The organism is Cupriavidus sp. GW823-FHT07B10, from assembly GCF_058794355.1.
In genome coordinates this window covers 165,242-191,352 of sequence record NZ_JBXAGS010000010.1, presented here as the reverse complement: position 1 = coordinate 191,352, position 26,111 = coordinate 165,242, and the positions used below count along the sequence as shown (strand labels likewise).

The 26,111-nt window shown below is 68.2% G+C and carries 20 protein-coding genes and 1 tRNA gene; 7 read left to right on the top strand and 14 right to left on the bottom strand.

Annotation, left to right across the window (positions count from 1 at the left end; all coding sequences use genetic code 11):
* Nucleotides 1-16: 16 nt before the first annotated feature.
* From AC1Q6V_RS21410 to AC1Q6V_RS21400, 3 genes are all read right to left on the bottom strand, one after another.
* Nucleotides 17-93: transfer RNA gene (locus tag AC1Q6V_RS21410), tRNA-Val, on the bottom strand.
* 96 nt (nt 94-189) lie between these two features.
* Nucleotides 190-1,740 (bottom strand): class I adenylate-forming enzyme family protein, encoded by a 1,551-nt coding sequence (locus tag AC1Q6V_RS21405; RefSeq protein ID WP_058698027.1) that lies wholly within the window; start codon nt 1,738-1,740, stop codon nt 190-192.
* Between the two features lie 66 nt (nt 1,741-1,806).
* Complete coding sequence (locus AC1Q6V_RS21400) at nt 1,807-2,814, bottom strand: tripartite tricarboxylate transporter substrate binding protein (protein ID WP_454750320.1); 1,008 nt, start codon at nt 2,812-2,814, stop codon at nt 1,807-1,809.
* A gap of 325 nt (nt 2,815-3,139) precedes the next feature.
* Here AC1Q6V_RS21400 and AC1Q6V_RS21395 point away from each other — a divergent pair, with 325 nt between their 5' ends.
* Nucleotides 3,140-3,460: a helix-turn-helix domain-containing protein gene (locus tag AC1Q6V_RS21395; protein WP_037024885.1), complete on the top strand. Its 321-nt coding sequence runs from the start codon at nt 3,140-3,142 to the stop codon at nt 3,458-3,460.
* Entirely contained in the window at nt 3,453-4,775 is a 1,323-nt protein-coding gene (locus tag AC1Q6V_RS21390; protein WP_454750319.1) for a HipA domain-containing protein, read from the top strand. Before AC1Q6V_RS21395 ends, AC1Q6V_RS21390 begins: the two co-directional genes overlap by 8 nt.
* A gap of 6 nt (nt 4,776-4,781) precedes the next feature.
* Here the strand turns inward: AC1Q6V_RS21390 and AC1Q6V_RS21385 are convergent, their stop codons facing one another.
* The 8 genes from AC1Q6V_RS21385 to dapC all read right to left on the bottom strand — a co-directional run bounded on the left by AC1Q6V_RS21385 (nt 4,782) and on the right by dapC (nt 11,579).
* On the bottom strand, nt 4,782-6,044 hold the full coding sequence (locus AC1Q6V_RS21385) for an MFS transporter (protein ID WP_454750318.1): 1,263 nt from the start codon (nt 6,042-6,044) through the stop codon (nt 4,782-4,784).
* Nucleotides 6,045-6,048: 4 nt separating this feature from the next.
* Nucleotides 6,049-6,360 (bottom strand): hypothetical protein, encoded by a 312-nt coding sequence (locus AC1Q6V_RS21380; RefSeq protein WP_010814184.1) that lies wholly within the window; start codon nt 6,358-6,360, stop codon nt 6,049-6,051.
* Between the two features lie 62 nt (nt 6,361-6,422).
* The gene (gene prmB, locus AC1Q6V_RS21375; RefSeq protein ID WP_035815487.1) at nt 6,423-7,316 is read right to left on the bottom strand and encodes a 50S ribosomal protein L3 N(5)-glutamine methyltransferase; all 894 of its coding nucleotides are present in this window, start codon (nt 7,314-7,316) and stop codon (nt 6,423-6,425) included.
* A 26-nt stretch (nt 7,317-7,342) separates the two neighbouring features.
* Nucleotides 7,343-8,494 (bottom strand): succinyl-diaminopimelate desuccinylase, encoded by a 1,152-nt coding sequence (dapE, locus tag AC1Q6V_RS21370; protein ID WP_454750317.1) that lies wholly within the window; start codon nt 8,492-8,494, stop codon nt 7,343-7,345.
* A 19-nt stretch (nt 8,495-8,513) separates the two neighbouring features.
* Nucleotides 8,514-8,861, bottom strand: a complete 348-nt coding sequence (locus AC1Q6V_RS21365) for an ArsC family reductase (RefSeq protein WP_454750316.1) — start codon at nt 8,859-8,861, stop codon at nt 8,514-8,516.
* Between the two features lie 22 nt (nt 8,862-8,883).
* Entirely contained in the window at nt 8,884-9,267 is a 384-nt protein-coding gene (locus AC1Q6V_RS21360; protein WP_011615476.1) for a hypothetical protein, read from the bottom strand.
* Nucleotides 9,268-9,364: 97 nt separating this feature from the next.
* Nucleotides 9,365-10,192 (bottom strand): 2,3,4,5-tetrahydropyridine-2,6-dicarboxylate N-succinyltransferase, encoded by an 828-nt coding sequence (dapD, locus tag AC1Q6V_RS21355; protein WP_010814179.1) that lies wholly within the window; start codon nt 10,190-10,192, stop codon nt 9,365-9,367.
* 187 nt (nt 10,193-10,379) lie between these two features.
* Entirely contained in the window at nt 10,380-11,579 is a 1,200-nt protein-coding gene (gene dapC, locus AC1Q6V_RS21350; protein WP_454750315.1) for a succinyldiaminopimelate transaminase, read from the bottom strand.
* A gap of 195 nt (nt 11,580-11,774) precedes the next feature.
* Between dapC and AC1Q6V_RS21345 the strand changes: the two genes are divergently transcribed.
* Nucleotides 11,775-12,743: a DMT family transporter gene (locus tag AC1Q6V_RS21345; protein WP_010814177.1), complete on the top strand. Its 969-nt coding sequence runs from the start codon at nt 11,775-11,777 to the stop codon at nt 12,741-12,743.
* A 17-nt stretch (nt 12,744-12,760) separates the two neighbouring features.
* Here AC1Q6V_RS21345 and AC1Q6V_RS21340 read toward each other — a convergent pair whose 3' ends face one another.
* A complete protein-coding gene (locus AC1Q6V_RS21340; RefSeq protein WP_011615475.1) occupies nt 12,761-13,588 on the bottom strand; it encodes a ferritin-like domain-containing protein in 828 nt (275 codons plus the stop codon).
* Nucleotides 13,589-14,018: 430 nt separating this feature from the next.
* On the opposite strand from AC1Q6V_RS21340, the gene smc reads away from it, so the two are divergent.
* From smc to def, 4 genes are read left to right on the top strand one after another with little or no spacing between them, the layout of a single operon-like run.
* The gene (gene smc, locus AC1Q6V_RS21335) at nt 14,019-17,534 is read left to right on the top strand and encodes a chromosome segregation protein SMC (RefSeq protein ID WP_010814175.1); all 3,516 of its coding nucleotides are present in this window, start codon (nt 14,019-14,021) and stop codon (nt 17,532-17,534) included.
* The gene (locus AC1Q6V_RS21330; protein ID WP_037024882.1) at nt 17,531-18,856 is read left to right on the top strand and encodes a cell division protein ZipA C-terminal FtsZ-binding domain-containing protein; all 1,326 of its coding nucleotides are present in this window, start codon (nt 17,531-17,533) and stop codon (nt 18,854-18,856) included. The genes smc and AC1Q6V_RS21330 overlap by 4 nt, the downstream gene beginning before the upstream one ends.
* 12 nt (nt 18,857-18,868) lie before the next feature.
* The gene (ligA, locus tag AC1Q6V_RS21325; RefSeq protein WP_010814173.1) at nt 18,869-20,998 is read left to right on the top strand and encodes an NAD-dependent DNA ligase LigA; all 2,130 of its coding nucleotides are present in this window, start codon (nt 18,869-18,871) and stop codon (nt 20,996-20,998) included.
* A 14-nt stretch (nt 20,999-21,012) separates the two neighbouring features.
* Nucleotides 21,013-21,546, top strand: a complete 534-nt coding sequence (def, locus tag AC1Q6V_RS21320) for a peptide deformylase (RefSeq protein ID WP_010814172.1) — start codon at nt 21,013-21,015, stop codon at nt 21,544-21,546.
* Between the two features lie 88 nt (nt 21,547-21,634).
* On the opposite strand, the gene AC1Q6V_RS21315 is transcribed toward def, so the two are convergent.
* Nucleotides 21,635-23,485: a pseudouridine synthase gene (locus tag AC1Q6V_RS21315; RefSeq protein WP_492363702.1), complete on the bottom strand. Its 1,851-nt coding sequence runs from the start codon at nt 23,483-23,485 to the stop codon at nt 21,635-21,637.
* A 22-nt stretch (nt 23,486-23,507) separates the two neighbouring features.
* Nucleotides 23,508-26,090, bottom strand: a complete 2,583-nt coding sequence (locus AC1Q6V_RS21310) for a [protein-PII] uridylyltransferase (protein ID WP_011615472.1) — start codon at nt 26,088-26,090, stop codon at nt 23,508-23,510.
* Between the last annotated feature and the right edge of the window lie 21 nt (nt 26,091-26,111).

Genomic DNA, 26,111 nt, shown 5'->3' with positions numbered 1-26,111 from the left:
GTGTTCCGTTGTGCGTTGGTAGGCTCGATTGGACTCGAACCAACGACCCCCACCATGTCAAGGTGGTGCTCTAACCAGCTGAGCTACGAGCCTAGCGAAGGCGCGAATTATAGAGACGCCTTTTTGATTGCGCAAGCATCCTCGCCAACTTTTTGTGTGGATGCTTGCGCTTGTGCCGTGCGCGGCGCGTCAGGCGCCGGTGATGCGGTCGCGCAGTTCGCGCTTGAGCACCTTGCCGATGGCGCTGCGCGGCAGGCTCTCCACCTCATGGATCGCGGCCAGCCGCTGGGTCTTGCCCAGGTGCTGGTTGGCCCAGGCCAGCACGTCCTGTGCCGTGGCGCCGCCGCCGGCGCGCAGCGCGACGAAGGCCACCGGGGTCTCGCCCCAGCGCTCCGACGGCACGCCCACCACCGACACATCGGTCACCGCCGGGTGTTCGCGCACCACCGCCTCGAGATCGCTCGGGTAGATGTTGAAGCCGCCCGAGATGATCATGTCCTTCTTGCGGTCCATCAGCACCAGGAAGCCGTCTTCGTCAAAGCGGCCGATGTCGCCGGTGCGGATAAAGCGCTGGCCCTGCGCGTCGTGCCACTCGGTCTCGGCGGTCTTTTCCGGCTGGTTGTGGTAGCCGTTCATCATCGCCGCCGAGCGGCCCACCACTTCCCCGGTGCTGCCGGGCGGCAGTTCGCGGCCCTCGTCGTCGATGATGCGCACGTCGGCACCGGTGGCGGGGCGCCCCACGGTATGCAGCTTGTCGGGGAACTGGTCGGCGAACAGCAGGCAGCCGCCGCCGCCTTCGGTCATGCCGTACAGCTCGGTCAGCGCGCCCGGCCAGCGCCGCAGCACTTCGGCCTTCAGGGCGGGGCTGAACGGCGCGCTGGTGCAGAACTTCTGCTGGAAGGACGACAGGTCATGGCGGTCGAACTCCGGATGCGCCAGCAGCCGCTGGTACTGCACCGGCACCAGCATGGTGTGCGTGGCGCGATGCTGCTGCGCCAGCGCCAGGTACTGGCCCGCATCGAACTTGGCCATCAGGATCGCCGTGCCGCCCAGACCGATGGTCGGGAAGAAGCTGGCCAGCGTGGTGTTGGAATACAGCGGCGTCGACAGCAGCGTGATCGCATGCGTGCCATAGCCGGTGGCGGCGCCGCGCGACACATGGGCCCAGCGCATGCCGTGCGACTGCACGATGCCCTTGGGGGTGCCGGTGGTGCCCGAGGAATAGATGATGTTGAGCGGCATCTCCGGGCGGATCCCGGGCTCGGTCACCGGTGTGCCGGCGGGTGCCAGCCAGGCCTGGTACGGCTGGCCTGCGTCGCTGCCGTCCAGCGTGACGATGGGCGTGGCGGCCAGCTGGTCGCGCACGGGCTGCAGCACGTCGGCCACGGTGGCATCCGTGAACAGGATGCGCGCGGCCGCGTCGGCAACCATGCCGGCCAGGCTGTCCGGCGTGGATGACGGTGCCAGCGGCGCCACGACCACGCCTGCGCGCACCGCGCCCAGGTACACCGCCGCGTATTCGATCGAGGACGACGCGCAGATGGCGATGGCCTCGCCGGGGCGCACGCCGTCGCGGGCCAGCGCCGCGGCAATGCGGTCCATGGCGGCATCGAGGCCGGCATAGTCGAGCACGCGCTCGCCATGCATCAGGGCGCGCTGCGTGGGGCGCTGCGTGGCGTGCTCGCGCACGAGCACGGACATGGTGGTAAAGGGGCGTTGGAGCGGGGTCGGTTGGGTCATGTTCGGCAAGGGAATGCGGACGCCGGCCTGGCGGCGCCCGATGAGCAATGATGGATCGAAGCAGTCTTACTGGATCTGTGCGCCGGAGTCCTTCACCACCTTGCTCCAGCGGTTGATCTCGGCGTCGATATGGGTGCGCAGCGCGGCGGGCGTCGAGCCCACCGGCTCATAGCCGTTGGCGGCCAGCGTCGCCTTCAGTTCGGGCTGGCGCAGCACCGTGGCAATCTCGGTGCTGAGCCGGTCGATCACGGGCTGCGGCGTGCCGGCCGGTGCCAGCATCGCATACCAGCCGGTGATGCTGATGCCCGGCACGCCGGCCTCGGCCAGCGTCGGCACCTCGGGCGCGACCGCGGCGCGCTGGCTGCCGGTCACGGCCAGTGCGCGCAGCTTGCCGCTCTTCACATGCGGCAGGGTGGTGGAGATGCTGTCGAAGGTCAGCTGGACCTCGCCCGACAGCATTGCCGTCACCACTTGTGCGCTGCCTTTGTACGGAACGTGGGTCATCTTGATACCCGCGACGGAATCGAACAATTCGCCCGCCAGGTGGCCGGTATTGCCGTTGCCGGCCGAGGCGAAGGTCAGCTTGCCGGGCGCGGCCTTGGCCTCGGCAATCAGCTCCTTCACGTTGGTGGCCTGCAGCGAGGGGCTCCCGGCCAGGATCATCGGCAGGCTGGCCACCAGCGAGACCGGCGCGAAGTCCTTGCGCGTGTCATAGGGCAGCTTCGGGTACAGGCTGGCATTGATGGCATGGGCGGCCAGCACCATGATCAGGGTGTAGCCGTCGGGCTTGGCCCGCACCAGCGCCTGGCTGGCGATGGTGCCGCCGGCGCCGGGCCGGTAGTCCAGCACCACGGGCTGGCCCAGGCGCTCCTGCAGCCTGGCTGCGACCGGGCGGGCCAGCAGGTCGGCGCTGCCGCCCGGCGGGTAGGGGATCAGCAACTGGACCGGGCGCGATGGCCAGGTCTCGGCGCTGGCGCCGGACGGCAAGGCGGTTGTGGCCGCGGTGGCCAGCATGCCGGCCAGCCATGCGCGGCGGCCCCAGGCGCGGCGCCGGGATGCGATCAGGGATGCCATCAGCTTGTCTCCTCGTTATGCCGGCCGCGGGCGCAGCCGTTGTCCCTTGTCGCCAGGTCGGGCCGGGATGTTGGTGTCACAAACGGTAAAGGTGTAAGCGCGCCAGCGGAATTCTTAAATCGATAAGTCTGGCTTTTTGCAAGCGAAGCGATAGGCGGCACCGGTGCGAATGGCTGCGTCCGGCGGTCGGCTACAGCAATAATCTTTGCGAATGAGGAGATTTTGCCAGTCGGCTGCGTTCAGAGGCTTGAATCTTCGCAATCAGGGAGATTTCTTGATTTCCCCGCCTGGAAACACTAAAGTCTTTGCAATCAAGGAGATTTTTGTGCCAGTGACCCTCACCGAACCCGGCGATATCGGCGCCTTCGTGCGCGCTGCCCGCAAGGCGCAAGGCCTGCGTCAGGACGATGCCGCAGGCGCCATCGGCGTCAGCGAGAACTTCATGGTGCGCGTAGAGAACGGGGCCGAAGGCATCCAGTGGGGCAAGCTGTTCCAGGTGCTGGAAGGGCTTGGCCTGCGCGTGGTGGTGGATATGCCGGAGGCAGCGGCCCCGCTGGTAGCGCCTGAACTCGCCAAGCTCAGGCAACGCCAGGCGCGCAGCCGCAACCGGCGCGCAGCGGTCAAGGGAGGCGACCAGCATGGCTGAGCGCGTACTGGTCGCCAGCATCAACGGAGCGCCGGTCGGCGAGCTGCATGAAGCCAGCGATGCCTGGTCATTCCGCTATGACGCGGAGTGGCTGGGCAACCCGCACGCCTTCGCCCTGAGCCCGGCGCTGCCGCTGCAGCGGGAGGCGCTCGCCGATGGCAGCACGCTGCGGCCGGTGCAGTGGTACTTCGACAACCTGCTGCCCGAGGACGGCCAGCGTGCGCTGCTGGCACGCGATGCCAGCATCCGCAACGAGGCCGATGCCTTTGCCCTGCTGGCCCACTACGGGGCGGAATCGGCGGGCTCGCTGACGCTGCTGCCGCCCGGCCGCGGGCCCGCCACCGCGCCGGCCCTGCGCGCCTTGAGCGACGCCGCGCTCGACGCCCGCATCCACAGCCTGCCCAGCGTGCCGCTTACGCATGGCGCGGTCAAGCGCATGTCGCTGGCCGGTGCCCAGCACAAGCTGGCGGTGGTGCTGCAGGACGGCGCGCTGTTCGAGCCCGGCGCGGATACGCCGTCCACGCATATCCTGAAGCCGGCCCACCAGATGCAGGAGATCTATCCGCATTCGGTCATCAACGAGTGGTTCGTGATGTCGCTGGCCGCGCGGCTGAAGCTGGAGGTGCCGCCCGTGCACCGGCGCTATGTGCCGTCGCCGGTCTACCTGATCGACCGTTTCGATCGCCATCTCACGCAGCAAGGGCAGTGGCAGCGGCTGCATGCGATCGATGCCTGCCAGCTGCTGAACCTGCCGCGCACCTTCAAATACGACCAGGGCAGCGTCGAGCGGCTGGCGCAACTGGCAACGCTGTGCCGCGCCCCGGCGGTGGCGCGGGCACGGTTGTTCGACTGGCTGGTGTTCAACATCCTGGTGGGCAATTCGGACGCGCACCTGAAGAACCTGAGCTTCCTGGTGTCCGATGCCGGCATTGCGCTGGCGCCGTTCTACGATTTGCTCAGCGAGGCGGCTTACGCCACCCGCACCTATGACAAGACCGGCTGGCCGCAGGCGCACCGCTTTGCCTGGCCGGTGCTGGGGGTGGAGTTCTACAGCGATTTCTCGCGCGCGCTGGTGCTGGAGGCAGGGCGCGCGCTGGGCCTGACCGGCGTGACCGCCGAGCGGCGGCTGGACGCCATGCTGCGCGGCATCGGGCCGGCCGCGCAGGCGCTCTATGAGCAGGCCGAGCAACAGAACGCGGCCATGGCGCGGGAGCGCCCGGTGCTCACCGGCGGGTTTGCCGGCGAACTGGCCTGCCTGCGCGTGATCCGCTTCACCATCATCGCCGACATGGCCAGGGCGCTTGCCGCAGCCTGAGTCTGGCTAATGACTGGTGGGATGCGGCTGGCTGAAGAAGTAGGGCACCAGCGCGGCGGCAATCAGCAGGCCCGCGGACAGGAAGATCGCCGCATAGGTGGAAGGCAGCGGCCAGCCGCGCACATGGCCGGCATTGGCGATCAGCCCGTAGCCCCATGACGTCAGCGCCGATCCCAGGAACACAAAGGTGTTGAGCAGCCCCAGCCCGCGCCCGCGCCGCGACGGCGTGATCAGCCCGCGGCCCTGCGCCATCACCAGCGGGTGCAGCATGCCGATGGTCGACAGCAGCGCCATCATCGCCACGCCGTAGCCGATGCCGCTGTCCGGCCATAGCGCCAGCAGGAACGAGCCCGACATGGCAAAGCACGACCAGCCGGCGATGGCGGTCTTGAGCGTGTTGCGGCGGACCAGCACCGGCAGCAGGAAGGCGGTCAGGAAGCCGGCCAGGCTCAGCAGCGCCAGCGCCACTCCGCGCGGCGCCGAGCCCAGCCCGAACACGTCGGCCAGGTAGGGGCCGCTCCAGGCATTGCGGAAGGCGGTGCCGGCGGACATCGCCACGCACAGCGGAATCAGCGTCCACAGCGGCACCAGCTTCAGCAGCTGCAGGCTTTCCGACAGCATCGCCGGCCACGACGCGCTGCGGGCCTCGGCATGGCCCTGGTCGCGCACGAAGCGCCACACACCATAGCAGGCCGCGACCATGCCCAGCGCCGATACCGCCATCGACGGGCGCCATCCGATCAGCGAGATGGCCCAGCCCAGCGGCGCCGTGGCACACAGCGCGCCGATCATGCCCATGGCATTGGAGCGGCTGACCACGCGGGTGTAGTCGCGCTCGGACAGCTGCTCGGAGGCGAAATGCAGCAGGCCCATGAAGACCGGCGCGCATGCCAGCCCCAGCCCTACCTGCGCCAGCGTGGCCGCCGCGCCGTTTGGCGCCAGCACGAACAGGATCGACGACACCGCGCCCACCGCCAGCAGCAGCGCGGTCGGCCGGCCCACGCCGTAGCGGTCGAAGGCAATGCCCACCGGGATCTGCGTCACGGCAAAGGCCAGGAAGAACGACGAAGACAGTGCGCCAAAGCCCGCCGGCGACAGCCCGAAATCATGCTGCAGTTCGGGCGCCATCACCGCCAGGCAGGAGCGGAAGAACTGGCTGAGCGCAAAGGCGAACGTCAGCAGGGCGATACCGCGCGCGGCGTGCGCTGCCGGGGCATGGGCGGGCAGGGCGTCGGGCGATGCGGGGAGGCGGGTGTTGCTGGGGGTCACGGCTTCAACAGCGGCCTGCTCGGGCCGCGTAGTCTCGGTACTGCGCGATCTCGGCCGCTACCAGCGGGCGCAGGGTTTGCCACTGCACCGGCTGCGGAGCGAACACGCTGTTGTTGTTATCGGAGGAAATGCACAGGCGCACCTGCGCGACGTGGCCGGCGGCATCGGTGCGTACGTGCAGGATGCGGGTCGACCGCGGTGGCTGCCAGGTGATGGGCGGCAGGAAGTAGGTCCTGCCGCTGCCCCGCTCGGACGGGTCGGTGACAAGACCGAACGTGGTGCCTAGCAGTGAGTGTAGAGCGTGCGCGGTCAGCATGGTCGGCGCGTGGCCGGTGTTCGCCCAGATTGCATGGCAGGCGAGCCGGCCTGCCTGTCCACTCAGCCCGGCAGGGCGTCGTAGGTCAGCAGGAATACCTGCTCATCCCCCGCACTGACCGGCAGCCAGACGATTTCCAGTTCAGGGAACGCGGCTTCCACGTTGGCGTGCTCGTTGCCGATCTCTACCACCAGCACGCCGCCCGGATTCAGGTGCGCCTTGGCGCCGGCGATGATCCGGCGCACCACGTCCATGCCGTCGTCGCCGCCGGCCAGGGCGATGCGCGGCTCGGCCAGGTATTCCGGCGGCAGCGCCTGCATCGAGCCTTCGTTGACGTAGGGCGGGTTGGTCAGGATCACGTCGTAGGTGGCGCCGTGCGGCAGCGGCGCGTACAGGTCGCCTTCATACAGCCGGATGCGGTCGTCCATCTTGTAGTCGGCCACGTTGCGGCGCGCCACGGCGAGCGCGTCGGGCGAGATGTCGACGGCGTCGATCTTCGCGTTCGGCCACACGTGCGCGGCCACGATCGGCAGGCAGCCGGAACCGGTGCACAGCTCCAGCACCGGGCCGATGCTGTCGGTCTCGCCGACCCAGGGCTCCAGCCCGTCCTGCAGCAGTTCGCCGATAAAGCTGCGCGGCACGATCACGCGTGAATCGACGTAGAAGCGCAGGCCGTGCATAAAGGCCTCGTGCGTGATGTAGGCGGCCGGCACGCGCTCATTGACGCGGCGGTCGATGACCTTGAGCACGGCATCGACTTCCTCGGGCAGCAGGCGCGCGTCCAGGAAGGGATCGAGCGTGTCGAGCGGCAGGTTCAGCGTATGCAGCACCAGGTAGGCGGCTTCGTCATAGGCATTGGCGCTGCCGTGGCCAAAGGACAGGCGCGCGGCGGTAAAGCGCGAGACTGCGAGACGCAGCAGGTCGCGCACGGTGCGCAGGGGAGAGGGCGTTGCCATGTATGGGTGTCTTTCGGCGAAAAAAATCAGGCGACGAGACGTTCCAGCACGCCGCGGTAGACGTTCTTCAGCGGCTCGATGAAGCGCACTTCAACGTGCTCGTCGATCTTGTGGATGCTGGCGTTGGGCGGGCCGAACTCGATCACCTGCGGGCAGATTTTGGCGATGAAACGCCCGTCAGAAGTGCCGCCGGTGGTCGACAGCTCGGTCTTGACGCCGGTCTCGGCCTCGATCGCCGACGACAGCGCGTCGGACAGCTCGCCGCGCGGGGTCAGGAAGGGCTCGCCGCCCAGGGTCCAGTCCAGCTGGTATTCGAGCTGGTGGCGGTCCAGGATCGCATGCACGCGCGCCTTCAGGCCTTCGGGCGTGCTGGCGGTCGAGAAGCGGAAGTTGAAGTCGATGGTGACGTGGCCCGGGATCACGTTGGTGGCGCCGGTGCCGCCGTGGATGTTCGACATCTGCCAGCTGGTCGGCGGGAAGTACTCGTTGCCCTGGTCCCAGACCTCGGCGGCCAGCCCGGCCAGCGCCGGCGCGGCTTCATGGATCGGGTTGCGGCCCAGGTGCGGGTAGGCGATATGGCACTGAATGCCCTTGACCGTGAGCTTGCCCGACAGCGAGCCGCGGCGGCCGTTCTTGACCATGTCGCCGAGCGTGTCGACCGAGGTCGGCTCGCCGATCACGCAGTAGTCCAGGCGCTCGCCGCGTGCGGACAGGGCCTCGACCACCTTGATGGTGCCGTCGTGCGCCGGGCCTTCCTCGTCGCTGGTGATCAGGAAGGCGATCGAGCCGGCATGCGCAGGATGCGCCTTGACGAACTCTTCCACCGCCACCACGAAGCCGGCGATGGAGGTCTTCATGTCGGCGGCGCCGCGGCCGTACAGCTTGCCGTCGCGGTGCGTCGGCGCGAACGGGTCCGAATGCCACTGCTCCAGCGGGCCGGTCGGCACCACGTCGGTATGGCCGGCAAAGACCAGCAGCTTGCCGTCCTTGCCCTGCGTGCCGCGCCTGACCGCCCACAGGTTGGTCACGCGGAAATCGTCGGGGCCGCTGACGAGCGCTTCGCAGTCGAAGCCGAGCGCCTTCAGGCGGGTTTCCAGGATGGCCTGGCAGCCTTCGTCGGCGGGCGTGACGGAGCGGCGGCGGATCAGGTCTTCGGTGAGGGCGAGGGTGGCGGTCATCGGACTACGGAAATGGAAATCAGAACTGGCCGGCGTACTGGTCGGCGGAGAAGCCGACCATCACCTTGCCATCGTGGGCCAGCACCGGGCGCTTGATCAGCGACGGGCTTTGCTGCATCAAGGCGATCGCGCCGGCTTCCTGCTCGGCGCGGGCCTTGTCGGCGTCCGACAGCGTGCGCCAGGTGGTGCCCTTGCGGTTGAGCAGCGTGTCCAGCGGCACATGCTTCAGCCAGCCGCGCAGCATGGCTTCATCCACGCCCTGCTTCTTGAAGTCGTGGAAGGTGTAGGCCACGCCGTTGGCATCCAGCCAGGTGCGGGCTTTCTTGACGGTATCGCAGTTGGGTATGCCGTAGAGCAGGACGGTCATGGCTAGTCTTGATGGATTGGATTCAGCGGAACAGCAGGTTCAGCGCGATCACCAGGCCGCCCAGGCCCAGCGCCACGCCGCCCATGGCCACCGCGGTCATCAGGCGCAGGCGGCGGTCCAGCCGGGCGGCTTCCTTGCGCAGCGCGTCGATGGTGATGGCATGTTGCTCGGCCAGCAGCTTGACGGCCTCGGCCTGCTGCACGGCAGCGGCTTCCAGCTCGGCGATGCGGGCGGCGGGATCGCGCGTGTCGGCCACCGCGCCTTCCGGCGTGCCGTCCTTGCGCTTGTTCTTCTTCAGTTTCTCGATGGTCTTGTTGGCCTGCTCGAGAATGGTGGGCAGCAGGGAGAGCACGGTACTGACGGTGGTGGGATCCAGGGCCATGAGTCGCTTGCGGAGGGAAGGCATGTTCAGCCTGGCCAGGCGGGGTGACAACGGAAATACTGCCCCGGGGCCGGGCCCCGGGACGGGGCGGCGCAGCCGTTGCGGGCTGCGCCAGGCGTGCTCAGTCGCCGCGCAGCAGGTCGTTCAGGCTGGTCTTGGCGCGGGTCTGCGCGTCGACCTTCTTCACGATCACGGCGCAGTACAGGCTGTACTTGCCATCCTTGGACGGCAGGTTGCCCGCCACCACCACCGAGCCGGCCGGCACGCGGCCATAGTGGATCTCGCCGGTTTCGCGATCGTAGATCTTGGTCGACTGGCCCAGGTACACGCCCATCGAGATCACCGAGTTCTCTTCCACGATCACGCCTTCAACCACTTCCGAGCGCGCGCCGATAAAGCAGTTGTCTTCGATGATCACCGGGTTGGCCTGCAGCGGCTCCAGCACGCCGCCGATGCCCACGCCGCCCGACAGGTGGACGTTCTTGCCGATCTGTGCGCACGAACCGACCGTGGCCCAGGTGTCGACCATGGTGCCTTCGTCGACGTAGGCGCCGATGTTGACGTACGACGGCATCAGCACCGCGTTCTTGGCGATGAACGAGCCGCGGCGGGCCACGGCCGGCGGCACCACGCGGAAGCCAGCCTTGGCGAAGTCGTCGGCGCTCCAGTTGGCGAACTTGGTCGGCACCTTGTCGTAGAACTGGGCAAAGCCGCCGGCGCTCATCGGCGCGTTGTCTTCCAAGCGGAACGACAGCAGCACGGCCTTCTTGATCCACTGGTTGACGATCCAGTCCTTGCCTTGCTTCTCGGCCACGCGCAGCGCGCCGGAATCCAGCTGGCTGATGACGTTGGCGACGGCTTCGCGGATGTCGTTGGGGGCGGACTTGGGCGACAGGCTGGTGCGGTCTTCCCAGGCCTGGTCGATCAGGGCTTGCAGAGCTTGCGTCATGTTCGTTTTCTCAGGTGTTGAATGTTGATGTTCGGCCAATTGTGTTCTCCCTCTCCCCTCAGCGGGAGAGGGTCGGGGAGAGGGGTGGTCTAGCAAGGCACCACGCTGGTAGAACCGCCTGCCCTCTCCCCCGGCCCCTCTCCCGCAAGCGGGAGAGGGGAGCAAACCAGTGGTCAAGGCCAAAGCCTCAGGCCAGCGATTTGCAGAATTCCACGATCCGGCGCGCACCTTCCAGGCATTCCTCCGGCGTCGCCACCAGCGCCATGCGCACGCGGTTTGCCCCCGGGTTAATGCCGTCGGCTTCGCGCGCCAGGTAGCTGCCGGGCAGCACGGTCACGTTCTGCTCGGCCAGCAGGCGCGCGGCGAATTCGGTATCGGTGAGGCCGGTGCGCGAGACATCGGCCCACAGGTAGAAGCCTGCATCGGGCAGCGCCACGTCCAGCACCTCAGCCAGCATCGGCGTGACTTCGCTGAACTTGCGCACGTAGGCGGCGCGGTTCTCGCGCACATGCGATTCATCGTTCCAGGCGGCGATGCTGGCGCTCTGCACCGCCGGGTTCATGGCGCCGCCGTGGTAGGTACGGTATAGCAGGAATTTCTTCAGCAGCGCGGCGTCGCCGGCGACGAAGCCCGAGCGCAGGCCCGGCACGTTGGAGCGCTTGGACAGGCTCGAGAACATCACCAGCCGGTCAAGGCCGCGGCCCAGCTTGTGCGCGGCTTCCAGCGCACCCAGCGGGGCGCGGCCCTCGTCGAAATAGATCTCCGAGTAGCACTCGTCCGAGGCGATCACAAAGCCGTAGCGGTCCGACAGCGCAAACAGCTGCTTCCAGTCTTCCAGCGACAGCACCGCGCCGGTCGGGTTGCCGGGCGTGCACACAAATAGCAGTTGCACCTTCTGCCAGACCTCGTCGGCGATGCGGTCGAAGGCCGGGGCGAAGTTGCGCGCCGGGTCGCTGTTGGCGAGCACCGGGGTGGCGCCGGCCAGCAGCGCCGCGCCTTCGTAGATCTGGTAGAACGGGTTGGGGCACAGCACCAGCGCGCCCGCGCGGGTGCCGTCGACCACGGTCTGGGCAAAGGCGAACAGCGCCTCGCGCGAGCCGGTCACCGGCAGCACTTCGGTGGTGGCGTTGACCTTGGGCAGGCCGTAGCGGCGTTCCAGCCAGCTGGCGATGCACTGCCGTAGTGCATCGGAACCTGCCGTTGTGGGATAATTCGCCAGCCCCGCGAGCGACTCTGCCAGCGCTTGCTTGATGAATTCAGGCGTCGGATGCTTGGGCTCACCGATGCCAAAGCTGATGGCCGGCTTGTCGGCAGGCTTTACCTGCGCAAAGAGCACCCGCAGTTTCTCGAACGGGTAGGGCTGGAGCAGGTCGAGGCGCGGATTCACAGTGTCAGTCGGGGCCGGTTAAAACGACGCATTATAGAGGAACGGCGCGGGTTTCCGTGCGCCGGCCCGGCCCGCGCGGCCGGCCACGAGCACGGATGGCGGGCATCACGCCCTGGTGATGGCCGCCGGCGCCGTCCGGACCCTGCCTGCCTGTCACCGGTCGGCGGCCCGGCTCGCCTCGCACTGATTCCCTTTATGAGCACAAATACTGTTGCGGCGCAGCATGCGCCGGCCGACCGCCATGCGGTCAAGGCATCGCTTTCCATCCTGATCGGCGCCTCGGTCTGGGGCATCGCCTGGTTCCCGTACCGCGTGCTGGCGGGCTGGGGTCTGGGCGGCATGCACGCCGCGGCGCTGGTGAGCTCGGTCGCGGCGGTGCTGTCGCTGCTGGTCTTCCGCCGGCACCTGGCCGGCCTGCGCCCGCACTTGCTGTTCGTCGCGATCGGGCTGGCGGCGGGCGTGACCAACGCCGGCTTCGTCTGGGGCAGCGTCAACGGCCATGTGATGCGCGTGCTGCTGCTGTTCTACCTGACCCCGGTCTGGACCGCGCTGTTTGCCCGGCTGTTCCTGGGCGAGCGGCTGTCGGCGGCGGGGCTGTCGCTGGTGGCGCTGGCCCTGTTCGGCGCCGGGCTGATGCTGTGGACGCCAGAGGTCGGCGTGCCGCTGCCGGGCTCCGCCGCCGAATGGTCGGGCCTGATCGGCGGCATGGGCTTTGCCGTCAACAATGTGCTGTCGCGCCGCGCCGGCCAGCGCTTCCCGGACATGGACGCACGCGTGCGCACGGTGGTGGTCTACCTGGGCTGCACGGTGGTGGGCGTGCCGGCCGCGCTGCTGCTCGATGGCCCGTCGGTGGCCATCGTCGCGGGCGCGCAGGTCAGCGTGGGCATGCTGGTGCTGGGCCTGGCGGCGGTGCTGGTGGTCAGCAACTCGGTGGTGCAATACGGGCTGCAGCGGCTGCCGGCCAACCGCGTGTCGCTGCTGATGCTGTTCGAAATCGTGATCGCAGCGCTGTCCTCGTGGTGGTTGGCGACCGAGGTGCTGAGCTGGAAGGAAGCGGCCGGCGGCCTGTGCATCATCGCCGCCGGCGCTTTGTCGGGACTGGTGCACCGGAGCCGCGCGCCGGCGCCGGCCGCAGCGGGCGCCGAGGCAGCGGCATGTCACTGACTGAGCCGGCGGGTGCTTCAGTGCAGCATGACCCGCGACACCATTGCCACCAGTGGCGTCCGTACCGCGCGCTCGACGCCGCGGTGCAAGTGCAGCGGCCGCAGCAGCATCTTCACGGTCATTTCGATGGGGATGTTGCGCCGGATCACCCCGGACACGCGCGCATTGAGCGCGCGCACCTCGGCTTCTGACACCGCCTCCACACCGCGCTCCATGCGCAGCACATTGCGCAGCGCGATCGCGGCGTCCTCGTTCTTGATCTCCAGCAGCCGGCGCGCCAGCGCACCCAGCACGCGCAGCCGGCCCAGCCGCTCGGATGCCGCAAAGCGGTTGAAGTACTGGTAGAAGTGCTTGTAGTGCCGCACCTCGTCGTTGGAGATGCGCCGCGTCAGGTCGCGCAGCACCGGTTCGTCGCTGGCCTGTTCCAGCGCGCGGTAGTAGGCGGCGGTGCCGGTTTCCACCACGCAGCGGGCCGCCATTTCCAGGCCCTCGGTCGGCTCGAACTGGTCGATCGAGCAGGTCTTGCTGTACTCGTCGAAGAAGCGTGCATAGCCGCGCTCCCAGTCGAATTCCGGCCAGACATGCTCGACATAGCGCCGCAGCGCCAGCCCGTGCTGCAGTTCCTCGGCTTCCCAGTGCTCGGCAAGCCAGTCGGCCGCGTCGGGCACACGGGCGTAATAGGTGGCAAGGTTGCCTGCATAGGTGTCGGATCCGCTCTCGATGAACGAGGCCGACACCAACAGGTAGAAGAGATCGCGGTCGCCGCGTACGCGTTCCACGTCGATCGCCTGGTAGTTGATGTCGCTGACAGACCACGGCCGGGCGGCCGTTGACGGTTCACTCATGCTCTGTCCTCCTGGTTGGCCAAAGGCTGCGAGGGGCGTTCATGGGCGTTTGGCTCGGAGCGCATCCGGAGTCACGCCGACAGATCAGAGACTAGCATTTACCCTAATTAGTTTCCCGGCGATTGGCCGGCAACGCTGGCTGACAGCGCCCACGGCGCCTGCCAAAGTGCTTGCGGAAACGCTTGTAAGGGGCGGAATAGCAAGGGAAATCGGCCATGGGATATGACGCCGGGGCGACTGCCAAACGGGCCGGCGAAGGCATCTGCGATGGTATGATTAGCCCCAATTCTCGGGCCCGAGGGGTATTTTGAGGTGCTGGCGTCACGCCGCGCCGGCTCCCGCGCAGCCCGGCTTTCTGAACAGTGCAATAGCCCCGATACCAGGCCGACCCGGTTCCGATACCGGAGTGGCCGATACCACACGAGAAACCGTGCGACTATCCTCGATCAAGCTGGCGGGCTTCAAGTCATTTGTCGATCCCACCAATTTTCAAGTGCCCGGCCAACTGGTCGGCATCGTAGGTCCCAACGGCTGCGGCAAATCGAACATCATCGATGCGGTGCGCTGGGTGCTGGGTGAGTCACGTGCGTCAGAGCTGCGTGGCGAATCCATGCAGGACGTCATCTTCAACGGCTCCACCGCGCGCAAGCAGGCCGGCCGGGCGAGTGTCGAACTGGTGTTCGACAATGCCGAGGGCCGCGCCGCCGGCCAGTGGAGCCAGTACGCCGAAGTCGCGGTCAAGCGCGTGCTGACCCGCGACGGCACTTCGTCCTACTACATCAACAACCAGCCGGTGCGCCGGCGCGACATCCAGGACATCTTCCTGGGCACGGGCCTGGGCCCGCGCGCCTACGCCATCATCGGGCAGGGCATGATCTCGCGCATCATCGAGGCCAAGCCCGATGACATGCGCATCTTCCTGGAAGAAGCCGCGGGCGTGTCCAAGTACAAGGAACGCCGCCGCGAAACCGAAAACCGCCTGTCCGACACGCGCGAGAACCTGACCCGCGTGGAGGACATCCTGCGCGAACTCGGCAGCAACCTCGAAAAACTGGAAGGCCAGGCCGAGGTGGCGCAACGCTTCAAGACGCTGCATGCCGACGGCGAAGAAAAGCAGCACCTGCTGTGGCTGCTGCGCAAGCGCGAGGCCCAGCAAGAGCAGGAACGCCACCAGCGCGCCATCGAGCAGGCCCAGATCGACCTGGAAGCGCAGACCGCGCAGCTGCGCCATGTCGAAGCCGAGCTCGAAACCATGCGCGCCGCGCATTACGCGGCGTCCGATGGCATGCACGCCGCGCAGGGCGCGCTGTATGAGGCCAACGCCGAAGTTAGCAAGCTCGAAGCCGAGATCCGCTACGTGGTGGAATCGCGCAATCGCGTGCAGGCCCAGATCGCCGCGCTGACCGGGCAGCGCGAGCAGTGGCAGGGCAAGGCCGAACAGGCCACCGACGAGCTGGCGCAGGCCGAAGAAAACCTCGCCGTGGCCGAAGGCCGCACGGTCGAGGCGCAGGAAGCCGTCGCCCACAAGAACGACGAACTGCCGACGCTGGAAGGGCAATGGCGCGACGCCCAGCAACTGCTCAACGAGCAGCGCGCCGGCATCATGCAGGCCGAGCAGGCCCTGAAGCTCGAAGCCGCGCAGCAGCGCAGCGCCGACCAGATGCTGCAGCAGCTGGAACAGCGCCGCGAACGCCTGTCGGCGGAAGAAAAGGGCCTGGACCGTCCCGACGAGACCCGCCTGGAGCAGGCCCGCGCCGAGCTGGCCGAGCAGGAAGCGCTGGTCGAGGAAGCCCAGGCCGTGCTGGCCGACGCCGAAGAGAGCGTGCCGCGCCTGGACGAAGCGCGCCGCGCCGCGCAGGCGCGCGTGCACAGCGAAGCCTCCGCAATCGCCACGCTGGAGGCGCGCCTGTCGGCGCTGCGCCAGCTGCAGGAGAACGTGCAGACCGACGGCAAGGTGCAGCCGTGGCTGGCCAGGCATGAGCTGGCCGAGCTGCCCCGCCTGTGGAAGAAGGTCCATATCGAGCCGGGCTGGGAAAACGCGCTCGAATCCGTGCTGCGCGAGAAGCTGGCCGCGCTGGAAGTGTCGAACCTGGACTGGGTCAAGGCCTTCCTGTCCGACGCGCCGCCGGCCAAGCTGGCGTTTTACTCGCCGCCGGCCGCCGCCCGTCCGCTGGAAACGCCTGCCGGCCTGCGCCCGCTGATGTCGCTGGTCCAGATCACTGAGCCGGGCATCCGCGCCGTGATGCAGGACTGGCTGGCCGATATCTATGTCGCCACCGACATGGCGCAGGCGCTGGCCGCACGCAACACGCTGCCTGACGGCGCGTCGTTCGTCGTGGCCGAGGGCCACCTGGTGGGCCGCAACGCCATCCAGATCTACGCCGCCGATTCCGAGCAGGCCGGCATGCTGGCGCGCGAGCAGGAGATCGAAAATCTGCAGAAGCAGGCGCGCGCGCAGCTGCTGCTGTCCGACGAAGCCAAGACCCAGGCGGTGCGTGCCGAAGCGGCCTACACCCAGGCCAGCCAGGGGCTCGGCGATGCCCGCGCGCGCGCCGAGCAGGCTACCCGCCGCGTGCACGCGTTGCAGATGGACGTGCTCAAGCTGTCGCAGGCGATGGAGCGCTACTCCGCCCGCAGCGGCCAGATCCGCGAGGAGCTGGACGAAATCCACGCGCAGATCGAGGAACAACGCGCCATCCGGGCCGAATCCGAAGCCAGCTTCGAGCAGCATGACGCCGCGCTGGCAGAGATGCAGGCCACTCACGAAGACCAGCAAATGGCCTTCGAGGCGCTGGACAGCAAGCTCTCGGGCGCGCGCCACCAACTGCGTGATTTCGAGCGCGCCGCACAGGAAGCCCTCTTTGCCGAGCGCAACCTGGCCAGCCGCATCGACGAGCTGCGCCGCAATATCCAGGTGGCCGCCGACCAGGCCGAACGCATCGCCGAATCGCTGGAAAACGCCCGCGCCGAGCTGGAGACCATCAACGAGCAGACCGCGCATACCGGCCTGCAGGAAGCGCTGGAGCGCCGCGCCGAGAAGGAAGAAAAGCTCACCATCGCGCGCACCGAACTCGATGCGCTGTCGGCGCAATTGCGCCAGCACGACGAGCAGCGCCTGGCCGCCGAGCGCAGCCTGCAGCCGCTGCGCGACCGCATCACCGAGCTGCAGCTCAAGGAACAGGCCGCGCGCCTGAACCAGGAGCAGTTCAGCGAGCAGCTGACCGCGGCCGAAGTGGACGAGGCCGCGCTGGCCGACAAGCTGACCGGCGATCTGAAGCCGTCATACCTGCAGGGCGAAGTCACGCGCATCAACAACGCCATCAACGCGCTGGGCCCGGTCAACATGGCCGCGCTCGATGAACTGGCGGCGGCGCGCGAACGCAAGACCTTCCTCGATGCGCAGTCGGCCGACCTGAACGACGCCATCAATACGCTGGAAGACGCGATCGCCAAAATCGACCAGGAAACCCGCGCGCTGCTGCAGGGCACCTTCGACCAGGTCAACCATCATTTCGGCGAGCTGTTCCCGTCGCTGTTCGGCGGCGGCCAGGCGCGCCTGATCATGACCGGCGAGGAAATCCTCGACGCCGGCGTGCAGGTGATGGCGCAGCCCCCGGGCAAGAAGAACTCGACCATCCACCTGCTGTCGGGCGGCGAGAAGGCGCTGACCGCGATTGCGCTGGTGTTTGCCATGTTCCAGCTCAACCCGGCACCGTTCTGCCTGCTGGACGAGGTGGACGCGCCGCTGGACGACGCCAACACCGAACGCTACGCCAATATGGTGGCGCGCATGTCGGACAAGACTCAATTCGTTTTCATCTCACATAACAAGATTGCCATGGAAATGGCTCATCAACTCATTGGCGTGACCATGCAGGAGCAGGGCGTTTCGCGTATCGTGGCCGTGGATATGGACGCGGCGGTTTCGATGGCGGAGGCAGCATGAAACTGAACATGGACCTGCAGACCGCGCTGATCGTCGCGGGCCTGGTTTTCGTGGTACTGGTGTTCGGCTACAACCAGTGGCAGATCCGCAAGGCGCGCCGCCCGCGCGAGCTCAGCCCCGAAGACGACCTGCCGCCGATGCGCGAGCCGGTGGTCGGGCAGGGCACCGCGCCGGAAACCGCCGCGCGCCTTCACGAAGCCGCTGCCGAACAGGCACCGCGGCGTGAGCCGACGCTATCTCCGGCGCAGGCCACGGCCGGTGCCGCGGTGGCGACGGACAGCAACCATGCGGCTGCCGCCGCTGCGGCCGCCGCAAGCACCGCGGACGCCGACGAAGTCGTCGCCGAGGAAGTGTCCGTCGCGACCGCCGCGACGCATGCCGAGGCCGCCGAGGACGAGGCTGAAGCCAAAGCCGAGGCCACTCCGGCCCCGGTTCCCGCACCTGCACCCGCCCCAGCTCCGGTGGCCGCCGTGCCCGATGGCCAGCCCACGCCTGCCTTGATCGATCCGCTGATCGACTGCATCGTGCCCCTGCACCTTGAGCGCAAGGCCTCCGGTGACCGCATCCTGCCGCTGACCGGCCGGCTGCGCCGCGCCGGCACCAAGCAGGTCCATATCGAGGGCCTGCGCACCGAAGCCAATGCATGGGAGCCGGTCACCGCCGGCCACCAGTACGAAGACCTGCAGGTCGGCGTGCAGCTGGCCAACCGCGGCGGCCCGCTCAACGCGCTGGAATTTTCGGAGTTCATCACCGCGGTGGAGTCGCTGGCCGAGTCGCTCGACGCTTCGGCCGACCTGCCGGACATGAGCGAGACCGTCGCCAATGCGCGCGAGCTCGACGGCTTTGCCGCCGGCTGCGACGTGCAGCTGGGCGTCAACGTGATCTCGGATGGCGCGCCGTGGTCGGCGGCGTACGTGCAGAACGTTGCCACGCAGGACGGGCTGGTGCTGTCGCGCGACGGCACGCGTTTTATCCGCTACCAGGCCAATGCCGAGGGCGTGCAGCGTCCGCTGTTCACGCTGCAGTTCGGCGACACCAACTTCCTGCGCGACGACCTGACCGTCAAGGCCGGCCGCCAGATCACGCTGCTGCTCGACGTGCCGGTGGCCGACCAGGCCGCCAAGCCGTTCAAGACCGTGTGCGAATACGGTCACACGCTGGCCCAGCGCATGGGCGCGCAGCTGGTCGACGACAATATGCGGCCGCTGACCGAGGCCTCGTTCGTCGCGATCTTCAGCCAGCTTGAAACGCTGTACAACAAGCTGGAAGCGCGCGGCATGCCGGCCGGTTCGTTGGTGGCGCAGCGCCTGTTCAGTATCTAGCCGGAGCCTGCCATGACCGCAACACACCGCGGCGCGCAGGCAGATGCCTCCGCGCCCGCCGGCCCCTTGCCGCCCGAAGCCGCCGCCAAGCGCGTGGCCTGGCTGCGCGACGAGCTGGATCGCCACAACTACCAGTACTACGTGCTGGACGCGCCTACCATTCCCGACGCCGAGTACGACGCGCTGTTCAGCGAGCTGCAGGCGCTGGAGCTGGAGCATCCCGAACTGCAGACGCCGGACTCGCCCACCCAGCGCGTGGGCGGCGAGCCGCTGTCGGCCTTCGATTCGGTGCGCCACCGCGTGCCGATGCTGTCGCTCAACAACGGCTTCGCCGACGACGACGTGCTGAACTTCGACCGCCGCTGCGCGCAGGGCCTGGGCCGCACCGCGCCCGCAGCCGGCGAGCAGGACCTGTTCAGCGCGGCCGATGCGGTCGAGTACGCCTGCGAGCTGAAGTTCGACGGCCTGGCCATGTCGCTGCGCTATGAGGACGGCAGGCTGGTGCAGGCCGCCACCCGCGGCGACGGCGAGACCGGCGAAGATGTCACGGTCAACGTGCGCACCATCAAGGCGATCCCGCTGAAGCTGCGCGGCCAGGCTCCCGCCGTGCTTGAAGTGCGGGGCGAAGTCTTCATGTACCGCGGCGACTTCGACAAGCTCAACGAACGCCAGGCCGAGGCCGGCGAGAAGACCTTCGTCAACCCGCGCAACGCCGCCGCGGGCAGCCTGCGCCAGCTCGATCCGCGCATCACCGCCAAGCGGCCGCTGTCGTTCTTCGCCTACGGCCTGGGCGAGCTGCAGGGCGTGGACCGTCCGCCCACCCACAGCGCCATGCTCGACGGCTTTGCCGCGCTGGGTCTGCCGGTGTGCAAGGACCGGGCGGTGGTGAAGGGCGCGCAGGGCCTGCTGGATTTCTACCGCGATATCGGCCAGCGCCGCGACGCGCTGCCGTATGACATCGACGGCGTGGTCTACAAGGTCAACGCACTGGCCGAACAGGAGCGCCTGGGCTTTGTCTCGCGCGCGCCGCGTTTTGCGCTGGCGCACAAATTCCCGGCGCAGGAAATGACCACCATCGTCGAGGACATCGAAGTGCAGGTCGGCCGCACCGGCGCGATCACGCCGGTGGCGCGGCTCAAGCCGGTGTTTGTCGGCGGCGTCACGGTGACCAACGCCACGCTGCACAACGAGGACGAGATCCGCCGCAAGGACGTGCATATCGGCGACACCGTGATCGTGCGCCGCGCCGGCGACGTGATCCCGGAGGTGGTCGCCGTGGTGACCGAACGCCGCCCCGACGATGCGCGCGCGTTCGTGATGCCGACTGCCTGCCCGGTCTGCGGCTCGCATATCGAAAAGCTGGAAGACGAAGCCATCGCCCGCTGCACCGGCGGCCTGATCTGCGCCGCGCAGCGCAAGCAGGCGCTGCTGCACTTCGCGCAGCGGCGCGCCATGGATATCGAAGGCCTGGGCGACAAGCTGGTCGAGCAACTGGTCGACCAGGGCATCGTGCGCACGCCGGCGGATCTGTTCAAGCTGGGCGTGGCCAAGCTGGCCGCGCTGGAGCGCATGGCCGACAAGTCGGCGGCCAACCTGGTGGCGGCGATCGACGCGTCGCGCGAGACCACCATGAACCGCTTTATCTTCGCGCTGGGCATCCGCCATGTGGGCGAAGCCACCGCCAAGGACCTGGCCAGGCATTTCGGCAAGCTCGATGCGCTGATGGCAGCCGACGAAGCCGCGCTGCTGGAGGTGAACGACGTCGGCCCGGTGGTGGCGCAGTCGATCGCGCACTTCTTTGCCGAGCCGCACAACGTCGAGGTCATCGAACAACTGCGCGCCGCAGGCGTACACTGGACGGAAAGCGAGCCGGTGGCCAAGGCCCCGGCGCCGCTGTCGGGCAAGACCTTCGTGCTGACCGGCACGCTGCCCACCATGTCGCGCGAGGACGCCAAGGAACTGCTGGAAGCCGCCGGCGCCAAGGTGGCGGGTTCGGTATCGAAGAAGACCGACTACGTGGTCGCGGGCGCCGAGGCAGGCAGCAAGCTCGACAAGGCCGAGGCGCTGGGCGTGCCGGTGCTGGACGAGGCCGGCATGCTGGCGCTGCTGGCAGAGGCCGGCGCCGCGCCGGCACAGGAATAACCGGGGAAACAACCATGATCCGCGAGATTCTCAAGATGGGCGATCCGCGCCTGCTGCAGGTGGCGCGGCCGGTGGAGCGCTTCAATACGCCGGAGCTGCGCACGCTGATCGAAGACATGTTCGACACCATGGACCACGCCAACGGCGCGGGCCTGGCCGCGCCGCAGATCGGCGTGGACCTGCAGGTGGTGATCTTCGGCTTCGACCGCAACCCGCGCTACCCGGACGCGCCGACCGTGCCCAAGACAGTGCTGATCAATCCGGTGCTGGAAATGGAGTCCGACGAGATGGAGGACGGCTGGGAGGGCTGCCTGTCCGTCCCCGGCCTGCGCGGCGTGGTGCCGCGCCACCTGCGGCTGAAGTACAGCGGCCATGACCTGATGGGCAACCGCATCGAGCGCGTGGCCGAGGGCTTCCATGCGCGTGTGGTGCAGCATGAGTGCGACCACCTGCAGGGGATCCTCTATCCGATGCGGATCAAGGACTTCAGGCAGTTTGGGTTTACGGAGGTGTTGTTTCCGGATCTGCCGCCGAATAACGACGATTGAAGAGCTGTGCGGCGCGGTATCGAACCCGCGCAAGGCGCAAAAAAACCGGTCCCCAGGACCGGTTTTTTTGTGTCGGCGAATTCCGGAATCAGAACTTCTCAAACTGCCCCAGGAACCGCCACTTGCCCGGCGGCAGGTCCCCCAGCACCACGCGTCCCATGCGCACGCGCTTGAGGCCGACCACCTGCAGCCCGACCTGCTCGCACATCCGACGGATCTGGCGCTTGCGGCCTTCGCGCAGCACGAAGCGCAGCTGCTCCTCGTTCTGCCAGCTCACCTTGGCCGGCTTGAGGGGAACGCCATCCAGCGACAGCCCGTGGCGCAGCAGCTCGAGATCATCGGCCGGGAATTCCGCGCTGATATTGCGCTCGACCACGCCCTGCGGCGAGTGCCAGATCACGCGCACCAGGTATTCCTTCTCGACGGTCGAATCCTCGCCGATCAGCGCGCGCGCGACGCGGCCGTCCTGCGTCAGCACCAGCAGGCCGGTTGAGTCGATATCAAGGCGGCCGGCGGGTGCCAGGCTCTTGCGTTGCCACGGGGCAAAGCGCTTGCGCGTGGGGTCGCCTTCCCACTGGTTCTCGGGGGCGAACAGCACCGCGGCCGGCTCGTAGCCGTCTTCGGCCTGGCCGGAGACGTAGCCCACCGGCTTGTTCAGCAGCACCGTGACACGCTCGCCTTGTTCGGAGCGCGCTTCCTGCATGATCTCGATCTCGGCGTCGGGGCGGATGCGGCTGCCCAGTTCGGTCACGGGCTTGCCGTCGACCAGCACCCAGCCGTGCGGGATCCATTCGTCGGCTTCGCGGCGCGAGCACAGGCCCAGTTCGGACATGCGCTTGGACAGGCGCACCAGGCCATCGTCGTGGCTGGACTCGGCGCGGGCGGGCTTTTCCTGGCGCGCGGCCGGTGCCTGCTGGCGTGCCGGGCCTGCGGTGCGGATGCGGTCGGCGGTGTCGCTGAAGCGGCGTGCCGGCGCGGTGCCTTCACGGCGGCGCTCGCCCGACGGCGCGGGGCGCGGGCGCTGGTCGTCATCGCCATAACGGCGCGGACGCGAGTCGGCGCCTTCGAAGCGGCGGGGACGGTTCTCGTCGTCGCCATAGCGGCGCGGGCGCGAGTCGGCGCCTTCGAAGCGGCGAGGGCGGTTCTCGTCATCGCCAACGCGGCGCGGACGCGATTCGGCGCCTTCGAAACGGCGGGGGCGGTTGTTGTCCTCGCCAGCACGGCGCGGCGGACGCGAATCACCGCCCTCGAAGCGGCGCGGCGGGCGCGCTTCGCCGCCTTCGAAACGGCGCGGACGTGCCTCGCCGCGATCGTCGCCCGTGCGGCGCGGGCGGTTGTCGTCGTCGCCAAAACGGCGCGGCGGACGCGAATCGCCGCCCTCGAAACGGCGCGGACGTGCCTCGCCGCGATCGTCGCCCGTGCGGCGCGGGCGGTTGTCGTCGTCGCCAAAGCGGCGCGGCGGACGCGAATCGCCGCCCTCGAAACGGCGCGGACGTGCCTCGCCGCGATCGTCGCCCGTGCGGCGCGGGCGGTTGTCGTCGTCGCCAAAGCGGCGCGGCGGACGCGCCTCGCCGCCTTCGAAGCGGCGCGGACGTGCCTCGCCCCGGTCATCGCCATAACGGCGGGGACGGCTTTCGTCATCGCCGAAGCGGCGCGGACGCGCCTCGCCGCCTTCCGGGCGGCGCGGGCGTGCCTGGCGTTCGCCGTCAGCGGGACGCGGCGCGCGGGCCTGCGCTTCGCCCTGGGCCGGACGGCCGCCGGTCTTGCCGCCGGCGCGCTCCTGGGCGCGCTTGATGCCTTCGGAGACGGCTTGCACGCGCTTGCGGTTCAGGTCGGACACGCGCACGGGGCGGGTACCGGTCTTGCGCGCGGCCGTGCCGGTGTCGCTGGCGGCCTTGATACCTAGCGTCTTGCGCTTCGGCGAATTGCTGTCGGTCATATGTTGATGCTGCCCGCCCGCCTCAGATGGCGAGGGCGGCGAGCAAGTCCTGTTCAAGCTGAATCTGCAATCGGTTGTCGGCAGCCAGGCGGCTGCCGTCGACCAGGAACACGTCTTCGACGCGTTCGCCCAGGGTGTTGATGCGTGCCGTGTGGACGGATACGCGATGCCGTGCCAGTACGCGGGCGATGGCGTACAGCAGGCCGGTGCGGTCGTTGGCGGACAGCGACAGCAGGTAATACTGGCCGCGCTCGTCGGGGCGCAGGTCCACGCGCGGCTTGATCGGGAAGCTGCGCGACTGGCGCGACAGCCGCCCCTGCGTGGGTTCGGGCAGTGCGCCCTGCAGGCGCAGCCGCTCGCACAGTTCGTGCTCGACCAGCGCGATGATGTCGCGGTAGCTGCCGCCGTCGCCGGCCATGCCGGGGTCGGTGACCTGGAACGTGTCCAGCGCGTAGCCGTGGCGCGTGGTGTGGATCTTGGCGTCCTGGATCGAGAATGCCTTGCGCTCGAAGTAGCCGCAGATGCGCGCGAACAGGTCGGGCTGGTCCTTGACGTAGACCGCCACCTGCAGGCCTTCGCCGGCGGGGGAGACGCGTGCCTTGACCACCGGCGTGGGGCTGTCCACCTTGTTGTACAGGTGGCGCGTGAGCCAGGCGATATCGTGCGAATCGTGGCGCAGGAAGAAAGCCACGTCGAGCTGCGCCCACAGGGACTTGCCCAGCGCCGGGTCGAAGGCCTTCAGGCGCAGCTCGGAGATGGTGTCTTCCTTGCGCTGGGACCACAGCGAATGCGAATCCACGCGCGCGCCGCCGAGCACGCGCAGCGTGATGTGGTACAGGTCTTCCAGCAGCTTGCCCTTCCACGCGTTCCATACCTTGGGGCTGGTGCCGCGGATGTCGGCCACGGTCAGCAGGTAGAGCGCGGTCAGGTAGCGTTCGCTGCCGACCACGCGGGCAAAGGCGTGGATCACATCGGGATCGGTCAGGTCCTGCTTCTGCGCCACGTGGCTCATGGTCAGGTGGTGCTCGACCAGCCAGCAGACCAGGTCGGCGTCTTCGCGCGCAATGCCGTGCTGCTTGCAGAAGCGGCGCGCATCCACGGTGCCAAGCTTCGAGTGGTCGCCGCCGCGGCCCTTGGCGATGTCGTGGAACAGCGCTGCCACCCACAGCACCCACGGCTTGTCGAAGCTGGCCATCAGCTGGCTGCAGAACGGGAACTCGTGGGTGTGCTCGACGATGGCGAAGCGGCGCATGTTGCGCACCACCATCAGGATGTGCTGGTCCACGGTGTAGACGTGGAACAGGTCGTGCTGCATCTGGCCGACGATGCGCCGGAAGTTGATCAGGTAGCGGCCCAGCACGCTGGTCTGGTTCATCAGGCGCAGCGCGTGGGTGATGCCCTGCGGCTCCTGCATGATGGCCAGGAACAGGCGGCGGTTTTCCGGATCGTTGCGCCAGCCCGCATTCATCACGGTGCGCGCGTTGTACAGCCCGCGCAGCGTGCGCGGCGACAGGCCTTTCACGCCGGGCGTGCGCTGGTACAGCAGGAAGGTTTCCAGGATCGCGTGCGGGTCGCGTTCATAGATGTCGTCGCTGGTGATTTCCAGCATGCCCTGGCGCTCGACAAAGCGCTCGTTGAGCACGCGCGTCACCTGAGACTCGCTCGGGAACAGCATCGCCTCGATGTTCAGCAGCAGCACGCTGTTGAGCTGCGTGACCGCCTTGGCCGCCCAGTAGTAGCGGCGCATCAGTTGTTCGCTGGCGCGCTTGCTGGTGGTCTGGCGATAGCCGAAGGACTCCGCCAGCGCGGTCTGCAGGTCGAATACCAGCACGTCCTGGCGCCGGCCGGCCACCAGGTGCAGGCGCGCGCGGATGGTCTTGAGCAGGCGCTCGTTGCGCGCGAGCTCCTGCGCTTCGCGCTGCGTCAGCAGGCCGCGCTCGAAAAGTTCTTTCCAGCTGTCGCCCAGGCCCGCCGCCTTGGTCATCCACAGGATCACCTGCAGATCGCGCAGGCCGCCGGGGCTTTCCTTGCAGTTGGGCTCGAGCGAGTAGGGCGTGTCCTGGTACTTGGCGTGGCGCTGGCGCATTTCCAGCAGCTTGGCCTGGAAGAACGCGGCCGGGTCCAGGTCGGCGAGGTAGCGCGTACGCATCGACTCGAACAGCTTGCGGCTGCCGGTCAGCAGCCGCGCTTCCAGCAGCGAGGTCTGGATGGTGACGTCCTGGCGCGACTCGCGGATGCAATCGTCCACGGTGCGCACCGAAGAGCCGATCTCCAGCCCGAGGTCCCAGCACAGGCCGATAAAGCGCTCCAGGCGCCCGGTGGTGTCCTGGTCTGGCTCGGCGGGCAGCAACAGCAGCACGTCGACGTCGGAGTAAGGCAGCAGCTCGCCGCGGCCATAGCCGCCCACCGCCACCAGCGCCGCGCCCGCGGGCATCCCCAGGCCGCGCCAGGCTTCCACCAGCCCGGCGTCGACGGCGCGGCGCAGCCGCGTGATCAGCGTGCCGACATTGGCGCTGATGTTGAAGTCGGCAAACAGTGCCTGCTTGTCGGCTTTGAGCTGGTCGCGCACGCGCGCGGCGAGCAGCAGTTCCGGCGTGGTGTCCATGTTGGTGGCGGGCTCGGCGAG